This window comes from Variovorax paradoxus, from assembly GCF_024734665.1.
In the GTDB taxonomy this organism is placed as follows: Bacteria; Pseudomonadota; Gammaproteobacteria; order Burkholderiales; family Burkholderiaceae_C; genus Variovorax.
The window spans coordinates 370,001-387,385 of record NZ_CP102931.1 but is presented as its reverse complement, the minus strand read 5'-3'; the positions used below and the strand labels follow the sequence as shown (position 1 = coordinate 387,385).

The following is a 17,385-nucleotide window of genomic DNA, read 5'->3' as shown; positions in this document are numbered from 1 at the left end:
GATTCCCATGCTCCACGGCTACATCCCGCCCCACCGCTTCCTGCCCTACCTGAGCTGGACCGAAATCGCCGCGCTGCCCGACCGCGAGAACACCGTCATCGTGCTGCCCTGCGGCGCCATCGAGCAGCACGGGCCGCACCTGCCGTGCTCGGTCGACAGCGTGATCTGCTCGGGCGTGATGGGCAAGGCACTGGAAAAGCTGCCCGCCGAGGTGCGCGCCTTCGCGCTGCCGACCATCACGTATGGCAAGTCGGAAGAGCATCTGCACTTTCCCGGCACCATGACGCTCACGGGCACCACGCTGCTGTCGACGGTGATCGAGATCGGCGAGTCGGTGTATCGCTCGGGCTTTCGCAAGCTGCTGTTCGCCAACGGCCACGGTGGCCAGCCACAGGTGCTGGAAATGGCGGCGCGCGAACTGCGCCTGCGCCACGGCGACTTCGTGGTGGTGCCGCATGGCGTGTCGCGCCTGCCGAGCGCTGCGAGCAAACAGGTGAGCGAGCAGGAGAAAAAGCTCGCGATGCACGCCGGCCATTCAGAAACCGCGCTGATGCTCGCGCTCGCGCCCGACACGGTGCACATGGAGCGCGCGGTCGCCAACTTTCCGCCGCCCTTCCCGATCAAGCTGCTGTCGGCCGATGGCCGCCCGGCCTGCGCATGGACCGCGCGCGACTTCGGCCCCAGCGGCGTGATCGGCGACCCGACCACGGCCACGCGCGAACAGGGCGAAGCCATTCTCGACACGCTCTCCGACAGCTGGGTGCAGGCACTGACCGAGCTTTACGCGCTGCGCTGGGTCGTGCGCGAAGAAGCCACCTGGGAGCGCGGCCATCAGCAGGGCTTCATCCAGCAGAGCTTCGAACCGGCCTGAGATGGGCCTGAGCCTGCTTCTTGCATCGACTACTTCGCCTTTTCTTCACTTCACCCAGCCTACGAGAGGTCTCCCATGCGCTCCTTCGCACTGTCCCTGGCCGGCGCCGCCGCCATCGCCTTCCTCGCCGCCGCGCCCGCGCAGGCCGAGGACAAGTTCACCTACATGACCAACTGGTACGCGCAGGCCGAGCACGGCGGCTTCTACCAGGCAGTGGCGCAGGGCATCTACAAGAAGTACGGCCTCGACGTGACCATCAAGATGGGCGGACCGCAGGTCAACATCACGCAAATGATGGCTGCCGGGCAGGCCGACTGCATCATGGGTTCGAGCGACATCCAGATGATGCAGGTGCGCGAAGGCGGCGTGCCGGTGGTCAACGTGGCGGCCTTCTTCCAGAAAGATCCGCAGGTGCTGATCGCGCACGACGACGTGAAGAAGTTCGAGGACCTGAAGGGCAAGACGCTGCTCATCGGTGCGCAGGCCCAGCGCGGCTACTGGCCGTGGCTGAAGGCCAAGTTCGGCTTCACCGACGAACAAACGCGCCCCTACACCTTCAACATCCAGCCCTTCGTGGCGGACAAGAACACCGCGCAGCAGGGCTACCTGACCTCCGAGCCCTACGCCATCCAGAAGGCAGGCGTGAAGAGCACGGTGCTGATGTTCAGCGACCACGGCTTCCCCGCGTACGCGACCACCGTGTCGTGCATGGAGAAGACGGTGAAGGAGCGCAGCAAGCAGGTCGCCGCGTTCGTGAAGGCCTCGGCCGAGGGCTGGAAGAGCTACCTCGCCGACCCGGCGCCCGCCAACGCGCTCATCAAGAAAGACAACCCCAACATGACCGACGACCAGCTGGCCTACAGCGTGGCCAAGCTCAAGGAGATGGGCATGGTCACCGGCGGCGACGCGGCCAAGCTCGGCATCGGCGTGATGACGGATGCACGCTCCAAGGCAAGCTACGACTTCCTCGTGACCGCGAAGCTGCTCGACCCGGCCAAGGTGGAGCTCGCCAAGACCTACACGACCGAGTTCGTGAAAGACGCCAAAGTCCTGCCCTGACGAGCCTCAGCCTTTCATGAATCGCATCGAACCTCACACCCTCGCGCCGCCAACGGCGCCTGCCGTGCCCGCGGTGGAAGTGCTCTCGGCCGAGAAGACCTACCCCAACGGCACGCAGGCGTTGCTGCCGGTGGACCTGTCGATCGCCGAGGGCGAATTCGTCACGCTGCTGGGCCCCTCGGGCTGCGGCAAGAGCACGCTGCTGAAGATGGTGGCGGGCATGCTCGAACCCAGCGACGGCAGGCTGCTGGTGTGGCGCAGGCCCGTGGCGCAGCTTCACGATTGCCCGCACAAGCTGTCGTTCGTGTTCCAGTCGCCCACGCTGATGCCTTGGGCCAGCGTGCGGACCAACGTGCGCCTGCCGCTTGACCTGGCCGGCGTGCCGCGCAAGGAGGCCGATGCGCGGGTGATGGAATCGCTTGCGCTGGTGGGGCTCGAGAAGTTTGCCGATGCGCTGCCGCGCGCGCTCTCTGGCGGCATGCAGATGCGCGTGTCGATTGCGCGCGGCCTCGTCACGCAGCCCGACCTGCTGTTGATGGACGAGCCTTTCGGCGCGCTCGACGAAATCACGCGCCACAAGCTCGATGCCGATCTGCTGGAGCTGTGGCGCAAGAAGAAGCTCACGGTGATCTTCGTGACGCACTCGATTCACGAGGCGGTGTTCCTGTCGAGCCGCGTGGTGATGATGGCCGCGCGGCCGGGCCGCGTGGTGGAAGAGTTCCACATCGACGAACCTTATCCGCGCAGCGCCGACTTCATGGTGACGCCCGAGTTCGCGCGCTACGCCAAGCGGCTGCAGGACAGCCTGCTGCGCGCCAGCAGCGCCGACGAGGAGCCCGCGCGATGACGAAAGCGAAAGCAACGCCCCTGCTGAACCAGCCGCGCGTGCAGCGCGTGCTCTACCCGGTGTTGATCGGCGTGGTGCTGGTCGCGCTGTGGCAATGGATGGTGGTGGCGATGGAGCTGCCGCCCTACCTGGTGCCCTCGCCCTATCTGATGATGCAGACGCTGGTGACCGACTGGGCGCCGCTGGGCAATGCGCTGCTGGTCACGCTGAAGATCACGGTGCTGTCGTTCCTGCTGGCCACGGTGGCGGGGGTGCTGATCTCGTTCCTGTTCGTGCAGAGCAAGCGCATCGAGACCGCGCTCTTTCCGTACGCGGTTCTGCTGCAGGTCACGCCCATCGTGGCGGTGGCACCGCTGATCATCATCTGGGTGAAGAACCCGGTGGCGGCCATGACGGTGTGCGCGGCGCTGGTGGCGCTGTTCCCGATCATCAGCAACACCACGCTCGGCCTGCGCAGCATCGATCCCGACCTGCAGAGCTACTTCAAGCTGAACCGCGCGACGCGCTGGCAGCAGCTGGTGCGCTTGCGCATTCCTAGCGCGCTGCCGTACTTCTTCGGTGGACTGCGCATCTCAAGCGGCCTCGCGCTGATTGGTGCGGTGGTGGCGGAGTTCGTTGCCGGCACGGGTGGCTCGGGCGCGGGGCTGGCGTACCAGATTTTGCAGGCGGGCTTCCAGCTGAACATTCCGCGCATGTTCGCGGCCCTGCTGCTGATCTCTCTGACCGGTGTTGCGCTCTTCGTGCTGATGGCCTGGCTGACCAAGCTGGCGCTGGGCTCGTGGCATGCGAGCGAACTTTCCCAGGATTGAACCTTGACCATGAATGCTCCCACCCTCACGCTCGACAGCGCCATCGAGCAGTTGCTGCTCGAACTGCCCGATCTCGACTGGATCACCGATGAAAGCCGCGTCACGCGGCTCTCGCAAGACTTCTCGTGGTTCAGCCCCGTGCTCACGCGCCAGCTGAAAGACAAGCGCGCCGACGTGGTCGTGCGCCCGCGCACCGAGGAAGAGATTCGCGCGGTGGTCGGCGCCTGCGCGCGCCGCTGCGTGCCGATCACCATCCGCGGCAGCGGCACCGGCAACTACGGCCAGACCACGCCGCTGGCCGGTGGCGTGGTGCTCGACATGACGGGCTACAACACCTGCCTGTGGGTGCGGCCCGGCGTGGCGCGCGCGCAGGCCGGCATCCGCCTGGGCGAACTGGAAAAGCAGACGAAGCCCACGGGGCAGGAGATGCGCTGCGTGCCCTCGACCTACCGCAGTGCGACGCTGGGCGGCCTGTTCGGCGGCGGCTTCGGCGGCGTGGGCTCGATCAACTATGGGCCGCTGGGCGCGCCCGGCAATGTGCTCGGCATTCGCGCGATGACCATCGAGGCCGAGCCGCAGGTGATCGAGCTGCGCGGCGCCGAGGCGATGCGCATGCACCACCTGTGGGGTACCAACGGCCTCGTGCTGGAGCTGGAGATCGCGCTGGCGCCCGCACATCCGTGGCTCGAAACGCTGGTGACTTTCGACGACTTCGAGAGCGCGCTGAACTTCGCGGACAAACTGGCGCATGCGCCGGGCATCATCAAGCGCGGCATCTCGTTCTTTGCCGCGCCGATCTCCGATCACCTCGCGCAGCTGGCCGCGCACCTGCCGAAGGGCTGCCACACGGTGCTGTCGCTGGTGGCCGAATCGAACGAGCCCGCGATGATGCTGCTGGTGGAAGCGCACGGCGGCACCGTGAGCTACCGCAAGACGGCGGACGAGGTGCAGAAGAGCAACCGCACGCTGATGGAGTTCACCTGGAACCACACAACGCTGCACGCGCTGAAGATCGACCCGACGCTGACCTACCTGCAGAGCGGGTTCATCCCCGGCAAGCACGTCGAACAGGTCATCGAGATGGAAAGGCTGCTGGGCGGCGAGGTGATGATGCACATCGAGTTCCTGCGCAACGTGGCGGGGCTCATGACCTGCAGCGGGCTGCAGCTGGTGCGCTTCAGCACCGAGGAGCGGCTGAACGAGATCATCCGCATCCATCGCGAGCACGACGTGCACATCAACAACCCGCACGTGAACATCGTGGAAGACGGCAAGGCCGGCGGACCGTTGCCGCCCGAAGTCATCGCGGTGAAGAAACGCTTCGATCCGATGGGCCTGCTGAACCCGGGCAAGCTGCGCGACTGGCCGGTGAAGGCTGCGCCAGCGGCCTGAGATTCAGCGCCGGCGGCGGCCTTGCACGAAGGCTGCTGCCACGATGGCCATTGCCAATATCCACAGCGGCCAGAGGCCGAAGGGCGCCACCCAGCGCGCATAGGGCGTGAGGCCCCGTCGGCCTTCGACGCTGGCTTCGAGCACGCCGCGCGTGAGGCGCGGCAGCTCGTGCGTTACATGGCCTTCGGCGTCGATCACGACCGTGGCGCCGGTGTTGGTGGAGCGCACCATCGGCCGCGCGAACTCGAGGGCGCGCATGCGCGAGATCGACAAGTGCTCGTCGATGGCGACCGAATCGCCGAACCACGCGATGTTGCTCACGTTGAGCAGGATGGTGGGCGCAGTGGCCTCATCGCGGAAGTTCGCGCCGATCTCATCGCCGAACAAGTCTTCGTAGCAGATGTTCGGCGCGATGCGCTGACCCTGCCAGACGAAAGGCGCCTGCGCGAGCCCGCCGCGCTCGAAGTCGCCGAGCGGGATGTTCATCATCTGGATGAACCAGCGAAAGCCCAGCGGAATGAACTCGCCGAAAGGCACCAGGTGGTGCTTGCTGTACGTGTAGGGCTGTGCGGCACCGGGCTGGAAGCCGAGCACCGAGTTGCTGTAGCTGCCTTGCCCGCCCATCGGCAGGCCGACGATGGCGGCCTGCGTGCCCTGGCTGTAGCGCGCCTGGATCGCGTCGAGGTAGCCGGCCGGCAACTGCTGCGGCAGCAGCGGCAAGGCGGTCTCGGGCGTCACGACGAGCGAGGCCCTGGCATCGCGCAGCTGTTCGCCGTACCAGCGCAACGCGGTCTCGATGCCACCGCCGGGAATGAACTTTTCGTCCTGCGGGATGTTGCCTTGCAGGAGCGCGACCTGGAGCTTGCCGGTCGAACCCTTGGCGCCCTGAACGTCGCCATTCAGTGGTGGCACCAGATGCGGCACCGCGAACACCAGCGCGATCAGCACCAGTCCCTGCGCCATCTCCAAGCCGCGAACAGGTCGATGCAGTGCGACCAACGCAACGACCAGCGCCGCCACTGCACCGATGCCGTAGACACCGACCCACGGTGCGAGCGCGGCCAGCGGACCTTCGACATGCGCATAGCCGCCGGCGCCCCACGGAAAGCCCGTGAACCAGCTGCCGCGCACAAGCTCGGCCAGCGTCCACAGCGCCGCGAAGACGAGCGCACCAGTCACCCGCCCTTTCGGCCCGCGCACAACGAACCAGGCAGCAGCAACCGCGTAGTACAGCCCCAGCGCCGCGGCCAGCGCCAGCACGGCGATGGCCGCAAGCGGCGCAGGCAGCCCGCCGTAGGTGTGCATCGAAATGAAGAGCCACCAGAAGCTGCCGGTGAGCCAGGTGGTGGAGAACAGCCAGCCATGCAGGCCAGCCCGGCGCCAGCCCGCGCCCTGCGCGCGCAGGCCGTCGAGCAGCCAGACGAACACACCGAGCGACAGCAATTGCAGCCACCACAGCGGCTTGCCGCCCACGGGCGAAGCCATCGAAAGCGCCTGCGCGAGCCCGGCGACACCGAAGCCGAGCAGGCGGAACAGGTTGGCGGAAGAGGATGCCGGCGCGCCGCGCATCAGTCGGCCGCGTCGCCGCCGCGTGCCGGGGACACCTTGAACCAGCGCACCGCGCCGCCCTTGGTGTGCAGCACCACGAAGTCGAAGCCGCCGATCGCATGGTGCTCGCCGCGCTTGGGCACGTGGCCCATCTCGTGCGCGATCAGGCCGCCGATGGTGTCGAAGTCTTCGCTGAGCTGTTCTTCGTCGAACACGATGCCGAAGGCCTCGGCCACGCGCTCGATGGGCGTGTCGCCCGAGACGCGGTAGGTGTGGTCGGCAAGGCCGAAGATGTCGCCCTCGTCTTCGGCGATGTCGAACTCGTCCTCGATCTCGCCGACGATCTGCTCGAGCACGTCCTCGATGGTGATGAGGCCCGCGACACGGCCGAACTCGTCGATGACGATGGCCAGGTGGTTGCGGTTGCCGCGGAACTCGCGCAGCAGATCATTCAGGCCCTTGCTCTCGGGCACGAAGGTGGCCGGACGCAGCAGGGCGCGGATGTTCAGGCCCGGCGCGCGCTGCAGCTTGAGCAGGTCTTTCGCGAGCAGGATGCCGATGATGTTTTCTTTTTCGCCCTCGTACACCGGGAAGCGCGAGTGCGCGGTGTCGATGATGAGGTGCAGCAGTGCATCGAACGGCGCGTCGATGTTCACCAGGTCCATGCGCGGCGCGGCGACCATGACGTCGCCGGCGGTCATGTCGGCCATGCGCAGCACGCCTTCGAGCATCACGCGCGATTCGGCGCCGATCACCTCGTTGTCCTCGGCGTCCGCCAGGGTTTCGATCAGCTCGTCGCGCGAGTCGGGACCGGGGTGGATGAATTCGGCGAGCTTCTGGAGAAAGCCGCGCTTGTCTTCCCGTTCAACGGGAGCGCGTTCAGGGTGAGGGTCGGCCACTGCGGGAGGGCTTAGTTGAGGAGGGACAAGGATACCGGATTGCGTGTGACACGCTCTACCCCACGGCCGGCATAAGCCAGTTGGGGGCGCCCCGCTCCCTCAGGGGGCGGATTTCTTGCGGGCGTCGCGCATGCCGCTGCGCACTTCCTGCAGGCTGGCCAGGAAGGCCCAGAACTGCTTGGCGCGGCTCTTGAGTGCGAAGTCGACGGCGGCATAGTGCTCCAGGGCGATTTCGCTCATGCGGCTGTCGAAGGTGGCGCTGGGCAGCTCGAGGTGAGCCTCGGCTTCGGAGCCGCTGCGCACCACGGTGGCGCCGGCGTTGCGGGCGATCTTCAGCATGGCGGCGTTTTCGCTCAGCGCATGAATGAAGAGCATGCCCACGCCTTCGTTGCGGGCCACGACCACGGCGCGCTCGAACAAGCGGGCGCCGTAGCCGCGGCCGCGGGCGTGCGCCGAGACCGACACGCCGAATTCGGCGCAGTCGCTATGCTCATCGCCGGGCGCGAAGGCCAGGTGCGCCATAGCGATCAGGTCGAGGCGGCGGTTGTAGATGCCGAAGAGTTCGTCGCGCTCGAAGTCGAGGCTGTCGACGTAGCGCTGGACCTGTTCGTCGGCCGCCGCATAGCCGAAGCGCAGGTAGCGATCGTGCGGGGTGAGTTCGAGCAGGTGGCGGGCGATGCGCTCCCGTTCGCGCGGGCCGATCGAGCGGATCGGCACCATGACGGGTTGAGGCGCGCTGACGGCGCGTGGTTGCGCTTCAACCATCGGCGCTTTCAGGAAAGAGCCGAGGCCGAGAGACGCTTTGAGAAGGGTCTTGGCGGTGAGCATGACCCAAATGTAAGGGTTTTCCCTTAAACAACAAGTCCACAAGGTCAATCGCGGGACACATTCGTGAACCAGTACCGAGGGACGTGGCGCTCACGCAACCAGATGTAGCTAAACCGGCACAGCTGTTGTGGCTTTGACACGGTCCAGAACGAAGCTGGTCTTGCAGTCTTCCACGCTGGGGTGCTTGAGCAGGGTGTCCATGATGAATCGGCTGTAGTGGGCCATGTCGGCCACCACGACGCGCAGCAGGTAGTCCATGTCGCCGGTGAGCGCGGCGCATTCGACCACCTCGGGCCAGGTCTGCACGCTGGCGCGAAACAGGTCCATCGGGTTGCGCTTGTGGGTCTCGGTGTGCTTTTCGAGCCGCACGTTGAGGTAGGCGGTCAGCCCCAGGCCGATGGCTTCGGGCTGGACCAGGGCCACGTAGCGGTCGATCACGCGGTGCTCTTCCAGCCGCTTGACCCGCCGCAGCACGGCGCTGGGCGACAGGCTCACCTGCTCCGCGATCTGGTCGTAGGTTGCACGGCCGTCTGCTTGCAGCGTGCGCAAAATCATCCTATCAATCTTGTCCAGAGCTTCCATTTCATCATTCTTGCAGTTTTACTGCGCAAGAGCCACCATGAGCGCCCGGAAACGCAGAAAACCTGAGAGGCATCCACCCTACATTGCATGACCGGCCGATTTAGCGCCTTATTCATTCAATCCCCACCCACCGGAGACCGCACATGAGCCAAGCCGACGCACCCGCCTTCACGCCCTGGGAGAACCCCATGGGCACCGACGGCTTCGAATTCATCGAGTACGCGGCACCCGATCCGGTCGCCATGGGCAAGGTGTTCGAGCGCATGGGCTTCAAGGCCGTGGCCAAGCACCGCCACAAGAACGTGCTGCTGTACCGCCAGGGCACGATCAACTTCATCCTGAACGCGGAGCCCGATTCCTTCGCGCAGAAGTTCGCACGCGAGCACGGTCCGAGCGTGTGCGCCATCGCCTTCCGCGTGCAAGACGCCAAGCAAGCCTACGAACGCGCCACGGCACTCGGCGCGTGGGGTTTTGCCGACAAGGCCGGTCCTGGCGAACTGAACATTCCCGCCATCAAGGGCATCGGCGACAGCCTGATCTACCTGGTGGACCGCTGGCCCGGCAAGAACGGCGCGAAGCCCGGCGACATCGGCAACATCGGCTTCTACGACGTCGACTTCGAGGCGTTGCCCGGCGTTGCGCCGGAACAGGCGCTTTCGCCGTTCGGCAACGGCCTGACCTACATCGACCACCTGACGCACAACGTGTATCGCGGCCGCATGAACGTCTGGGCCGGCTTCTACGAAAAGCTCTTCAACTTCCGCGAGATCAAATACTTCGACATCGAAGGCCAGGTGACGGGCGTGAAGAGCAAGGCCATGACCAGCCCCTGCGGCAAGATCCGCATCCCGATCAACGAAGAGGGCAAGGAACAGGCTGGCCAGATCCAGGAATATCTGGACATGTACCGAGGCGAAGGCATCCAGCACATCGCGATGGGCTCGGACGACCTCTACAGCACGGTCGACGCGCTGCGCACCAATGGCGTGACGCTGCTCGACACCATCGACACGTACTACGAGCTGGTCGACAAGCGCATCCCCGGCCACGGCGAGAGCGTGGAAGAGCTGCAAAAGCGCAAGATCCTGATCGACGGCAAGAAGGACGCGCTGTTGCTGCAGATCTTCAGCGAGAACCAGCTGGGCCCGATCTTCTTCGAGTTCATCCAGCGCAAGGGCGACGACGGCTTCGGCAACGGCAACTTCAAGGCGCTGTTCGAGAGCATCGAGCTCGACCAGATGCGCCGCGGCGTGCTGAGCGCCGCAAAATAAGGGCCCCTTCCCTTATTGCTTCTGGAGCCCGCATGCGCAGCTGTACGTCTTCAATCGGTTTGACCTTCATCGCGGCAGCTGCCGCCGTTCTTTCGGGTTGTGCCATGGCACCGGCGGCCGCGCCGGTGGCCGGCTCGCACCTCGATGTGGTGCAGAAGGCCGCGGTGCTGCGCATCTGCACGCCGGGCGACTACAAGCCCTTCAGCTTCCAGAAGACGGACGGCGCCTTCGAGGGCATCGACGTCGACCTGATGACTGGCTTCAGCGCCAGCCTCGGCGCGAAGCCCGAGTGGGTCAAGACCACCTGGGCCAACCTGCTGCCCGACCTGAGCGCCGGCAAGTGCGACATCGCCGTGGGCGGCGTGTCGGTCACTACCGACAGGCAGAAGCGCGCCTTCTTCAGCGCGCCCTACATGGTCAACGGCAAGACGCCCATTGCGCGCTGCGCCGACGTGTCCAAATACCAGAGCGTGGCCGCCATCGACAAGCCGTCGGTGCGCGTCATCTTCAACCCGGGCGGCAGCAACGAACGCTTCGCCCGGACCAATTTCAAGCAGGCCAAGCTCACGCTGCACGGCGAGAACGTGACGATCTTCGACGAGATCCTCGCCAACCGCGCGGATGTGTTCGTGACCGAAGCGGCCGAGGCCATCACACAGCAGAAGCTCAAGCCGGGCCTGTGCGCGATCAACCCCGACAAGCCGCTGCAGTACGGCGAAATGGCCTGGATGCTGCCGCGCGACGACGTGGCCTTCAAGTCGTATGTCGACCAATGGCTGCACCTGCAGCAAGCCGGCGGCGACTTCCAGCGCACGATGGACCGCTGGCTCAAGTAACTCAAGATTCGATCTCATGGAAACCCCTGCCGCTGTTGTCACCCCCGCCGTCTACGGCGCCTCGGACCGGCCGCCCCGCGGCGACTACTCGCGCGGCGGCGCGGTGCTGGCCGACTACACCTGCCCGCAGGACTGGGCCAGCTATACAGAGGCCGATCACGACACGTACCGGCGGCTCTACGAGCGCCAGGCAGCGCAATTGCCGGGGCTGGCCTGCGACGCCTTCATCAAGGCACTGCCTTCGCTCGGCGTGAAAGACCGCATCCCGCGCTTCGACGAGCTCAACGAGCGGCTGTATCGCGCAACGGGCTGGGAGATCGTGGCGGTGCCCGGGCTGATTCCGGAGCTGCCGTTCTTCACGCTGCTCGCGAACCGCAAGTTTCCGGTGACGGACTGGATCCGCAAGCCCGAAGAGTTCGACTACATCGTCGAGCCCGACGTGTTCCATGACCTGTTCGGCCACGTGCCGATGCTGTTCGACCCGACCTTCGCCGACTACGTGCAGCGCTACGGCGCAGGCGGCATCAAGGCGCACGAACTGGGCGCTGGCGAGAAGCTCGCGCGGCTCTACTGGTACACGGTGGAGTTCGGGCTGATCCGCCAGCCAGACGGCCTTCGTGCCTACGGCGCCGGCATCCTGAGCTCAGTGGGCGAACTGAAGCACGCGGTGCTCAGCGACGAGCCGCGCCGGCTGCCGCTGGACCTGCTACGCACCATGCGCACGCGCTACAAGATCGACACCTACCAGGCCAACTACTTCGTGATCGACAGCTTTGCGCAGCTGTTCGACTTCACGGCGCCCGACTTCACGCCGCTGTATGAGTCGCTGAAGGTCGAGTCCGACATCGAGGCTGGGGTACTGCTGCCGGGCGAATCGGGCAAGGCCTGAATTTTCGAAGGGTTGTCAGTCGCTGCGCAGCTATCGCGCGTGCGACAGCGCACACCCGCTCCCTAGGACAAGCCCGCTGGCGGCGGAGGCGCACTGCCTCCCACAATCCGCGCCAAAGGAGCTTGCATGCAGACAACATCCGCGCAACAAAACTATCCGGCCGGCGTACCGCACGAGATTCATCCCGAGCAGTACCGTTCATTGCCTCACATGTTCGACGAGGCCTTCGGCCGTTATGCCGATCGACCGTTCTCGGTCTGCATGGAGCGCTGGATGTCCTACGGGGAGCTCGACACGCTGTCGAAGGCGATGGGCGCCTGGCTGCAATCGCGCGGGCTCGAGCCTGGTGCACGCGTGGCGATCATGCTGCCCAACATTCCGCAGTTTGCGGTCACCATGTGCGGCGTGCTGCGTGCGGGCTATACCTGTGTCAACGTCAATCCGCTGTACACGGCGCGGGAGCTGGAACATCAGCTGAAGGACTCCGGGGCAACGGCCATCGTCATCCTCGAGAACTTTGCGGCAACGCTTGAAAAGGTGATCGAGCGCACGCCCGTGAAGCACGTGGTCATGACGTCGATGGGCGACTTGCTGGGCGGGTTGTATGGCGCGTGGATCACGGTGGCGGTGCGCCATCTGGCGAAGCTCGTGCCGGCCTACAAGTTGCCGTTGAGCGATGGGCGTACGGTCACTCCGTTCACCCAGGCGATCTCCGAGGGGCGCGGCCGCACGCTGGGGCCCGATCAGAGCACGCTCGATTCGATCGCGTTCCTGCAGTACACGGGTGGCACGACTGGCCTGTCGAAGGGCGCGGTCCTGACCCATCGCAACATCGTCGCGGCAACCCTGCAGGCCGAGGCCTGGTTCACGCCGGCGCTATCGCGCGCCGGTGACCTCGCGAAGGTCAACAGCATTGCGGCGCTGCCGCTGTATCACATCTTCGCGCTGACGCTGTGCCTGCTGGTGATCCGCCAGGGCTCGCACATGACGCTGATTCCGAACCCGCGGGACTTCAACAAGTTCATTGCTGTGCTGAAGAAGCGGCCGTTCCACATGCTGCCAGCGGTGAACACGCTGTTCAATGCGCTGCTGATGCACCCCGAGTTCAAGTCAATCGATTTCTCGACGCTGTTCGTTTCGCAGGCGGGCGGCATGGCCGCCTCGGAAGGTACGGCGCGCAAGTGGTTCGAGGCCACTGGCTGTCCGATGATCGAAGGCTGGGGCATGAGTGAGACCTGCGCGATCGGGACGAACAATCCGGTATCGAACACCAAGTTCACCGGGACGATTGGGCTACCGCTGCCCAGCATTGAGATCTCGATCAAGGACGATGACGGGAATTCGCTGCCGATCGGCCAGTCTGGCGAGCTCTGCATCAAGGGGCCGAATGTAATGACGGGCTATTACAACCAGCCCGCCGAGACTGCGGCAGCCTTCACCGCTGACGGCTTCATGCGTACTGGCGACATCGCCGTGATGCAGGAAGACGGCTACAGCCGCATCGTCGATCGCAAGAAAGACATGATTTTGGTGAGCGGCTTCAACGTGTTCCCGAACGAGCTCGAGAACGTGATCTCGCTGTGTCCTGGCGTTGTGGAATGCGCGGCGGTGGGTGTGCCTGATGAGAAGCAGGGCGAGGCCATCAAGGTCTTCGTGGTCCGCAGGGATCCGACGCTGACCGAAGACGCCGTGCTCCAGTACTGCCACTCGCAGCTCACGGGCTACAAGCGGCCGAAGCACATCGAGTTCCGGGAATCGCTGCCGAAAACCAATGTGGGGAAGATCCTGCGCCGCGAACTTCGCACCGCTGCGATCGCCTGAATGAGCCATTCGTCGGCGAGCGCCGGGCTGCCGGCGAATGTCATCGTGTTCGAGCGAGGGTGGTTGTCTTCGAATAACGTCCTGTTCGTGGGCGATGAAGAGACAGCTGTGGTCGATACGGGGTATGCGACGCATGCCGATCAGACCTTGGCCTTGGTTGAATCAGTGCTGGAGAAACGGCCGCTTGATCGGATTCTGAATACGCATCTTCACAGCGACCACTGCGGGGGGAACGCGGCGCTGCAGGCGCGCTATCCGTTGGCTCGTACTGAGATTCCGCCAGGCGAGGCTGCGCTGGTGGAGAGTTGGGATCAGCGCGGCCTAAGTTTCCTGGCGACGGGGCAGACATGCCCACGGTTTCGCTTTACGGGACTGCTGCGGCCAGGAACGGAATGCGTGCTCGGGGACAAACCGTGGCAGGTGCATGCTGCGCCAGGCCACGATCCGCATTCGGTCATTCTGTTCGACGCGGAATCACGGACGCTGATTTCTGCAGATGCCCTGTGGGAGAACGGATTTGGCATTGCGTTTCCCGAGCTGGCCGGCGAACCGTCGTTCGAAGATGTGGGCGCGACGCTGGATCTGATCGGCGAGCTCAGGCCGCAACAAGTGATTCCTGGACATGGCGCTGCCTTCGACGATGTCGACAAGGCCTTGTCCGTTGCGCGTCGACGGCTCGACGGCTTGCAGCGCGATCCAGTGAAACACGCACGTCACGCCATCAAGGTGTTGATGAAGTTCAAGCTGCTGGAGGTGCAATCGATCTCTGTCGTGGATTGGAATGCCTGGTTGCGGGGCACCGCTTATCTTGAAGCCATTCGATCGCGCTTTTTCGGCGCTGTTGATTTGGATCAATTGACCAGAGATATCTTGGCGGAATTGGTTGCCGCAGGCGCAGCTGAGATGAGCATTTCAGGTATTCGCAATACCTAATTCGCTTCCTGATTGCGTTCCCCAAGGCAAAAACCCCCAGTCAATGCTGACTGGGGGTTTCTGGGCTGTAAGAGCCTGACGATGACCTACTTTCACACGGGAACCCGCACTATCATCGGCGCTGACGCGTTTCACTGTCCTGTTCGGGATGGGAAGGAGTGGTACCACGTCGCTATGGTCATCAGGCATAAAGGGTTGTCTGACTGATCACGTGATCAATCAAACGAATTCATAGAGTTTGGAATCAGCTTTTGGCGAATTATTTTGAATGCGTCAACTTGGCATAACACCTTGATCAGACTGATCAAAGTTATAGGGTCAAGCCGCACGAGCAATTAGTATCAGTTAGCTTAACGCATTACTGCGCTTCCACACCTGACCTATCAACGTCCTGGTCTTGAACGACTCTTTAGGGGGCTCAAGGCCCCGGCAGATCTCATCTTGAAACGAGTTTCCCGCTTAGATGCTTTCAGCGGTTATCTCTTCCACACTTAGCTACTCGGCAATGCCACTGGCGTGACAACCGATACACCAGAGGTGTGTCCACTCCGGTCCTCTCGTACTAGGAGCAGGCTTCCTCAAATCTGCAGCGCCCACGGAAGATAGGGACCAAACTGTCTCACGACGTTTTAAACCCAGCTCACGTACCTCTTTAAATGGCGAACAGCCATACCCTTGGGACCGGCTACAGCCCCAGGATGAGATGAGCCGACATCGAGGTGCCAAACACCGCCGTCGATATGAACTCTTGGGCGGTATCAGCCTGTTATCCCCAGAGTACCTTTTATCCGTTGAGCGATGGCCCTTCCATACAGAACCACCGGATCACTATGTCCTGCTTTCGCATCTGCTCGACTTGTCAGTCTCGCAGTTAAGCACGCTTATGCCATTGCACTATCGTCACGATGTCCGACCGTAACTAGCGTACCTTCGAACTCCTCCGTTACGCTTTGGGAGGAGACCGCCCCAGTCAAACTGCCTACCATGCACTGTCCCCGATCCAGATAATGGACCTAGGTTAGAACCTCAAACACACCAGGGTGGTATTTCAACGTTGGCTCCACAAGATCTAGCGACCCTGCTTCAAAGCCTCCCACCTATCCTACACAGATCTGTTCAAAGTCCAATACAAAGCTACAGTAAAGGTTCATGGGGTCTTTCCGTCTTTCCGCGGGGAGATTGCATCATCACAAACATTTCAACTTCGCTGAGTCTCAGGAGGAGACAGTGTGGCCATCGTTACGCCATTCGTGCAGGTCGGAACTTACCCGACAAGGAATTTCGCTACCTTAGGACCGTTATAGTTACGGCCGCCGTTTACTGGGACTTCAATCAAGAGCTTGCACCCCATCATTTAATCTTCCAGCACCGGGCAGGCGTCACACCCTATACGTCCACTTTCGTGTTTGCAGAGTGCTGTGTTTTTAATAAACAGTCGCAGCCACCGATTTTTTGCAACCCATTCATGCTCCGTTGTTCACTTCACACTAATAGGGCACACCTTCTTCCGAAGTTACGGTGTCAATTTGCCGAGTTCCTTCTCCTGAGTTCTCTCAAGCGCCTTAGAATACTCATCTCGCGCACCAGTGTCGGTTTGCGGTACGGTCGTATATAGCTGAAGCTTAGTGGCTTTTCCTGGAACCTCGTTCAGTCACTTCACCAGCAAGCTGGCTCGATCGTTGGCCTCGGTATATGTGCACCGGATTTGCCTAATGCACGCCTACATCCAACTAAACCGGGATATCCAACACCCGGATGACCTATTAAGATCCGTCCCCACATCGCACTATATATCGGTACAGGAATATTGACCTGTTTCCCATCAGCTACGCATCTCTGCCTCGCCTTAGGGGCCGACTCACTCTACGCCGATGAACGTTGCGTAGAAAACCTTGCGCTTACGGCGAGGGGGCTTTTCACCCCCTTTAACGCTACTCATGTCAGCATTCGCACTTCTGATACCTCCAGCACGCTTTACAACGCACCTTCACAGGCTTACAGAACGCTCTCCTACCACTTGCAATAAATTGCAAATCCGCAGCTTCGGTAACTGGCTTAGCCCCGTTACATCTTCCGCGCAGGACGACTCGATCAGTGAGCTATTACGCTTTCTTTAAATGATGGCTGCTTCTAAGCCAACATCCTGACTGTTTTAGCCTTCCCACTTCGTTTCCCACTTAGCCAATTTTAGGGACCTTAGCTGGCGGTCTGGGTTGTTTCCCTCTTGAGTCCGGACGTTAGCACCCGGTGCTCTGTCTCCCAAGCTGTACTCATCGGTATTCGGAGTTTGCCTTGGTTTGGTAAGTCGCCATGACCCCCTAGCCAAAACAGTGCTCTACCCCCGATGGTAATACTTGAGGCACTACCTAAATAGTTTTCGGAGAGAACCAGCTATTTCCAAGTTTGTTTAGCCTTTCACCCCTATCCACAGCTCATCCGCTAGTTTTGCAACACTAGTCGGTTCGGACCTCCAGTACCTGTTACGGCACCTTCATCCTGGCCATGGATAGATCACTTGGTTTCGGGTCTACACCCAGCGACTGATCGCCCTATTCGGACTCGATTTCTCTACGGCTTCCCTATTCGGTTAACCTTGCCACTGAATGTAAGTCGCTGACCCATTATACAAAAGGTACGCAGTCACCCCTTACGAGGCTCCTACTTTTTGTAAGCACGCGGTTTCAGGATCTATTTCACTCCCCTCCCGGGGTTCTTTTCGCCTTTCCCTCACGGTACTAGTTCACTATCGGTCAATGATGAGTATTTAGCCTTGGAGGATGGTCCCCCCATATTCAGACAG

At 62.7% G+C, this 17,385-nt stretch carries 14 protein-coding genes and 2 rRNA genes (1 of these 16 running past the window's edge); 10 read left to right on the top strand and 6 right to left on the bottom strand.

Annotated features, from left to right (window positions below; translation table 11 throughout):
- Positions 1 to 7 precede the first annotated feature (7 nt).
- From NWF24_RS01805 to NWF24_RS01785, 5 genes are all read left to right on the top strand, one after another.
- On the top strand, positions 8 to 871 hold the full coding sequence (locus NWF24_RS01805) for a creatininase family protein (RefSeq protein WP_258352729.1): 864 nt from the start codon (positions 8 to 10) through the stop codon (positions 869 to 871).
- Positions 872 to 946: 75 nt separating this feature from the next.
- Entirely contained in the window at positions 947 to 1,930 is a 984-nt protein-coding gene (locus NWF24_RS01800) for an ABC transporter substrate-binding protein (RefSeq protein WP_258352728.1), read from the top strand.
- A gap of 16 nt (positions 1,931 to 1,946) precedes the next feature.
- Complete coding sequence (locus NWF24_RS01795) at positions 1,947 to 2,777, top strand: ABC transporter ATP-binding protein (protein WP_258352727.1); 831 nt, start codon at positions 1,947 to 1,949, stop codon at positions 2,775 to 2,777.
- Complete coding sequence (locus NWF24_RS01790; protein WP_258352726.1) at positions 2,774 to 3,586, top strand: ABC transporter permease; 813 nt, start codon at positions 2,774 to 2,776, stop codon at positions 3,584 to 3,586. The genes NWF24_RS01795 and NWF24_RS01790 overlap by 4 nt, the downstream gene beginning before the upstream one ends.
- A gap of 9 nt (positions 3,587 to 3,595) precedes the next feature.
- Entirely contained in the window at positions 3,596 to 4,978 is a 1,383-nt protein-coding gene (locus NWF24_RS01785; protein WP_258352725.1) for an FAD-binding oxidoreductase, read from the top strand.
- Between the two features lie 3 nt (positions 4,979 to 4,981).
- Here the strand turns inward: NWF24_RS01785 and lnt are convergent, their stop codons facing one another.
- From lnt to NWF24_RS01765, 4 genes are all read right to left on the bottom strand, one after another.
- Entirely contained in the window at positions 4,982 to 6,547 is a 1,566-nt protein-coding gene (lnt, locus tag NWF24_RS01780; RefSeq protein WP_258352724.1) for an apolipoprotein N-acyltransferase, read from the bottom strand.
- Entirely contained in the window at positions 6,547 to 7,425 is an 879-nt protein-coding gene (locus NWF24_RS01775) for an HlyC/CorC family transporter (RefSeq protein ID WP_007836122.1), read from the bottom strand. Before NWF24_RS01775 ends, lnt begins: the two co-directional genes overlap by 1 nt.
- A 99-nt stretch (positions 7,426 to 7,524) precedes the next feature.
- Entirely contained in the window at positions 7,525 to 8,253 is a 729-nt protein-coding gene (locus NWF24_RS01770; RefSeq protein WP_093059830.1) for a GNAT family N-acetyltransferase, read from the bottom strand.
- A gap of 108 nt (positions 8,254 to 8,361) precedes the next feature.
- Positions 8,362 to 8,835: an Lrp/AsnC family transcriptional regulator gene (locus tag NWF24_RS01765; RefSeq protein ID WP_093059828.1), complete on the bottom strand. Its 474-nt coding sequence runs from the start codon at positions 8,833 to 8,835 to the stop codon at positions 8,362 to 8,364.
- Positions 8,836 to 8,978: 143 nt separating this feature from the next.
- On the opposite strand from NWF24_RS01765, the gene hppD reads away from it, so the two are divergent.
- From hppD to NWF24_RS01740, 5 genes are all read left to right on the top strand, one after another.
- A complete protein-coding gene (gene hppD / locus NWF24_RS01760) occupies positions 8,979 to 10,106 on the top strand; it encodes a 4-hydroxyphenylpyruvate dioxygenase (protein WP_093059826.1) in 1,128 nt (375 codons plus the stop codon).
- Positions 10,107 to 10,138: 32 nt separating this feature from the next.
- Entirely contained in the window at positions 10,139 to 10,942 is an 804-nt protein-coding gene (locus tag NWF24_RS01755; protein ID WP_258352723.1) for a transporter substrate-binding domain-containing protein, read from the top strand.
- A 16-nt stretch (positions 10,943 to 10,958) separates the two neighbouring features.
- On the top strand, positions 10,959 to 11,831 hold the full coding sequence (phhA, locus tag NWF24_RS01750) for a phenylalanine 4-monooxygenase (protein ID WP_258352722.1): 873 nt from the start codon (positions 10,959 to 10,961) through the stop codon (positions 11,829 to 11,831).
- A gap of 126 nt (positions 11,832 to 11,957) precedes the next feature.
- A complete protein-coding gene (locus NWF24_RS01745) occupies positions 11,958 to 13,652 on the top strand; it encodes an AMP-binding protein (protein WP_258352721.1) in 1,695 nt (564 codons plus the stop codon).
- Positions 13,653 to 14,585 carry an MBL fold metallo-hydrolase gene (locus tag NWF24_RS01740; protein ID WP_258352720.1) on the top strand — a complete coding sequence of 311 codons (933 nt, stop codon included), beginning with the start codon at positions 13,653 to 13,655 and terminating at the stop codon, positions 14,583 to 14,585. It begins immediately after the preceding gene.
- Positions 14,586 to 14,658: 73 nt separating this feature from the next.
- On the opposite strand, the gene rrf is transcribed toward NWF24_RS01740, so the two are convergent.
- Both rrf and NWF24_RS01730 read right to left on the bottom strand, forming a co-directional pair.
- Positions 14,659 to 14,771, bottom strand: a 5S ribosomal RNA gene (rrf, locus tag NWF24_RS01735).
- Positions 14,772 to 14,899: 128 nt separating this feature from the next.
- Positions 14,900 to 17,385, bottom strand: a 23S ribosomal RNA gene (locus tag NWF24_RS01730) (it continues 387 nt past the right edge of the window).